The organism is Acidovorax sp. Root219, assembly GCF_001428665.1.
Taxonomy (GTDB): domain Bacteria; phylum Pseudomonadota; class Gammaproteobacteria; order Burkholderiales; family Burkholderiaceae_C; genus Acidovorax.
On record NZ_LMIJ01000020.1, the window covers coordinates 292 to 3,702 of the forward strand.

Consider the following 3,411-nt stretch of genomic DNA (forward strand, 5'->3'; position numbering starts at 1 on the left):
GGAGTTCGAAGAACGCAGCGAGTTCTGCGGCACACCCCAGCTTCGAGCGTCGCAGGCTGCCCCCTCGCCCACCGGGCGAGGGGGACACGGGCAGCGGGGTCGCCTTTCTTTGGGGTACGTTTCTTTGGCGACTCAAAGAAAGGTACCTCGGCCGCCGGGCCGAGACCCGGCTCCCGCCTTTTATCGAGGCATGCAGCAAGCAAACGCGACCGCTATCGGCAACATAATCAGACCTCGCCATTCACTTGTTGCAAGCAGCCAAACCATGTCCCATTCCCTTCGTCCCCTGGTCGCCTCCCTCTCCCTGGCCTTCGCCGCCGCCCTGGCCCACGCCGCCCCCGTGGCCGAAGTCCACGCCCTGGCACAGAAGGAGCAGCAACCCCTGCTCGACACCCTGCGTGACCTGGTGCACATCGAATCGGGCAGCAAGGACATCGAGGGCCTGAACCAGATCGCCAACCGCATCGCCGCCCCGCTCAAGCAACTGGGCGGCACGGTGGACGTGCTGCAGACCAGCGACGTCTACCGCCTGGACGACACGCCCGAGAAGGTAGGCCCTGCCGTGCAGGCCGTGTTCAAGGGCACGGGCAGCAAGAAGATCATGCTGATCGCGCACATGGACACGGTGTACCTCAAGGGCATGCTCAAGGGCCAGCCCTTCCGCATCGAGGGCGACAAGGCCTATGGCCTGGGCATCTCTGACGACAAGCAGGGCGTGGCCCTGATCATCCACACTGTGGCCATGCTGCAAAAGCTCAACTTCAAGGACTACGGCACGCTCACGGTGCTGATCAACGGTGACGAGGAAATCAGCTCGCCCGGCTGGCGCAGCACCATCACCCGCGTGGCCGCCGACCAGGACGTGGTGTTCTCGTTCGAAGGCGGCGGCACCGACGGCACCCTGCGCCTTGCCACCAGCGGCATTGGTGCGGCCTACATCACGGTGCAGGGCAAGGCATCGCACGCCGGCGCCAAGCCCGAGGACGGCGTGAACGCGCTGTACGAGCTGTCGCACCAGTTGCTGCAGATGACGGACCTGTCCAAGAGCGACGAGGGCCTCAAGCTCAACTGGACCGTTTCCAAGGCCGGCACCAACCGCAACGTGATCCCCGCCGAGGCCACGGCCCAAGCCGATGCGCGTGCCCTCAAGGTGGCGGACTTTGATGGGCTGGAAAAATCGCTGCAAGAGAAGATCAAGACCAAGCTCATCCCGGCCTCCAAAGTGGACGTTAAGTTCGAGGTGCGCCGCCCACCGCTAGAGGCCAGCGAGGCATCGCGCCGCGTGGCCGGCTACGGCAAGGTCATCTACCAGGAATTGGGCCTGCCGCTCAGCGTGGTCGAAAAGGCCACGGGCGGCGGTACCGATGCGGCGTTCGCGGCCTTGAAGAACAAGGGCGCCGTGGTCGAGGGCATGGGCCTGTCGGGCTATGGTGCCCACTCCAACGATGCCGAGTACGTGCAGGTCAACACCATCGTGCCGCGCCTGTACCTGGCCACGCGCATGATCATGGATATTTCCAAAGGCGTGTTGAAGTAACGCACCCACGCGCGCCCCGGCTGCGCGTATTTTTTGGCCCTCGCCGGTGCACGCCGGCGGGGGCCTTTTCACGTCAGGCGAGCGGAACGGGCACGCGCACCGCGCCCGTGGCGTAGAAGGATTCCAGGTTCTCCAGCACCAGGTCGGCCATGGCGCGGCGGGTTTCGTGGGTGGCGCTGGCGGTGTGGGGCGTGAGGACCACGTTGTCCAGCGCCATCAGCGCCGCAGGCACCTGGGGTTCGTTCTCGAACACGTCAAGGCCGGCGCCAGCGATGCGCTTGTGCTGCAGGGCCTCGACCAGCGCGGCCTCGTCCACCACGCTGCCGCGCGCCACGTTGACCAGGTAGCCCCTGGGGCCCAGGGCGTCCAGCACTTCGCGGTTGACCATGTGGCGCGTGGAGGCGCCGCCGGCCACGGTGAGCACCAGGTAGTCGGCCCATTGCGCCAGCGCCAGCAGGGATTCGAGGCGGGGCAGCGCAGAGCCTTCGACGGGTCGGCGGTTGTAGTAGCCGACCTCCATGCGAAAGCCGGTGGCGCGCTCGGCCACAGCCAGGCCGATGCGGCCCATGCCGACGATGCCCAGGCGCTTGCCCGAGACGCGCGTGAGCGGCGCATAGCGGGTTTTGGGCCACTCGCCGCGGCGCACGAAGCGGTCGCTCGCGGCCACGCCGCGCGACACGTCGAGCATCAGCGCGAACGCCATGTCGGCCACGCAGTCGTTGAGCACGTCGGGTGTATAGCCGACCGGAATGCCGCGCGCCCGCGCCGCAGCGATGTCCAGCGCATCGAAGCCCACGCCGAAGCTGCTGATCACCTGCAGGCGGGGCAGGGCCGCAATCACTTCGCCCTTGAGGCCAATGGATGCGGACGTGACCACCCCGGTGAAGCTGGCGCCGTGCTCTGCCAGAAAGGCCACCGGGTCGGCCTGGTCGGACAGGCAGACCACGTCGTAGCGGGCGGCCAGATCGGTCTCCAGGGCGGCAAGGGGCAAGCGGGCGATTTGCAGGAGGCGGGGCTTGGAGGGCTGGGTCATGAAGAGGAGGAAATGGGCCGGCGCCGGGAGCCAGGCCAGCCGTTTTGAAAACGGGCCGCAGCGCTGGCGCGCTGAAGCCCATGGCTGCAATCTTACGTCGCCACGCGTACCGCCTGGCGGGCGAGCAGCTTCCATTGGCTGCCTTGTTGTTGCCACACGCCCAGGATCTTGATCTGCACCTTGCCGGGCTTGCCCGAGTCGTTGGTGTCGGCCGTGAGCGTGTGGCGCACGATGGCGGTGTTGCCCACCACCTTGATGGTCTGGTCGCTGATGGCGATGGTGACGAAGTCGGACTTGCCGGCGAGCAGGTCGCCGATGAAGCTGTCCTTGGTGTCCACGCGGCCGCCCGAGTGGCCGTAGCTCAGGTCATCCGCCACCAACTGGGCCAGTGTGGCCTGCGTGGGGTCGACCATGGCCACGCGCAGGCGCTCGGCCGCAGCGGCCACCGATTGCTCGGACGCGGCGGACGATGCTGCAGGCGAGTTGCTCGCGCAGCCGGTAAGGGCTGCGATTGCCACGGCAGCAGCGGCTGTGAGGACGATTTTCTTGAACATCTTGTCTGTCTCCATTGTTGTGTTTGAGGATGTAGGTACGTGCCGCAGGGAAAATCCACGCGCCCGTGCACGGCCAGGCGAATGGAGATCGTGAAATGAAAAAGGGCCTGGTGATCCAGGCCCTTTCAGGCGCTTACTGCGGGCCGAGCTTGTCGATCAGCGCTTTCAGCTGCTCCATCTCGGCAGGCTTCAAGTCCGTCAGCGGCGCACGCACAGGCCCTGCATCGTGGCCCACCAGCTTGGCGCCGGCCTTGATGATGCTCACGCCATAGCCTTCCACCTTGTTG

At 66.3% G+C, this 3,411-nt stretch carries 3 protein-coding genes and 1 pseudogene; 1 reads left to right on the forward strand and 3 read right to left on the reverse strand.

What is annotated here, in order from left to right:
* The first annotated feature begins 265 nt into the window (after positions 1-265).
* Complete coding sequence (locus ASE28_RS20020) at positions 266-1,537, forward strand: M20/M25/M40 family metallo-hydrolase (RefSeq protein WP_057268203.1); 1,272 nt, start codon at positions 266-268, stop codon at positions 1,535-1,537.
* A 73-nt stretch (positions 1,538-1,610) separates the two neighbouring features.
* Here the strand turns inward: ASE28_RS20020 and ASE28_RS20025 are convergent, their stop codons facing one another.
* From ASE28_RS20025 to ASE28_RS32205, 3 genes and pseudogenes are all read right to left on the reverse strand, one after another.
* A complete protein-coding gene (locus ASE28_RS20025) occupies positions 1,611-2,570 on the reverse strand; it encodes a 2-hydroxyacid dehydrogenase (protein WP_057268204.1) in 960 nt (319 codons plus the stop codon).
* Positions 2,571-2,662: 92 nt separating this feature from the next.
* The gene (locus ASE28_RS20030) at positions 2,663-3,124 is read right to left on the reverse strand and encodes a nuclear transport factor 2 family protein (RefSeq protein WP_057203724.1); all 462 of its coding nucleotides are present in this window, start codon (positions 3,122-3,124) and stop codon (positions 2,663-2,665) included.
* 133 nt (positions 3,125-3,257) lie between these two features.
* A pseudogene (locus ASE28_RS32205) lies at positions 3,258-3,411 on the reverse strand (5-dehydro-4-deoxyglucarate dehydratase); the annotation flags it as partial.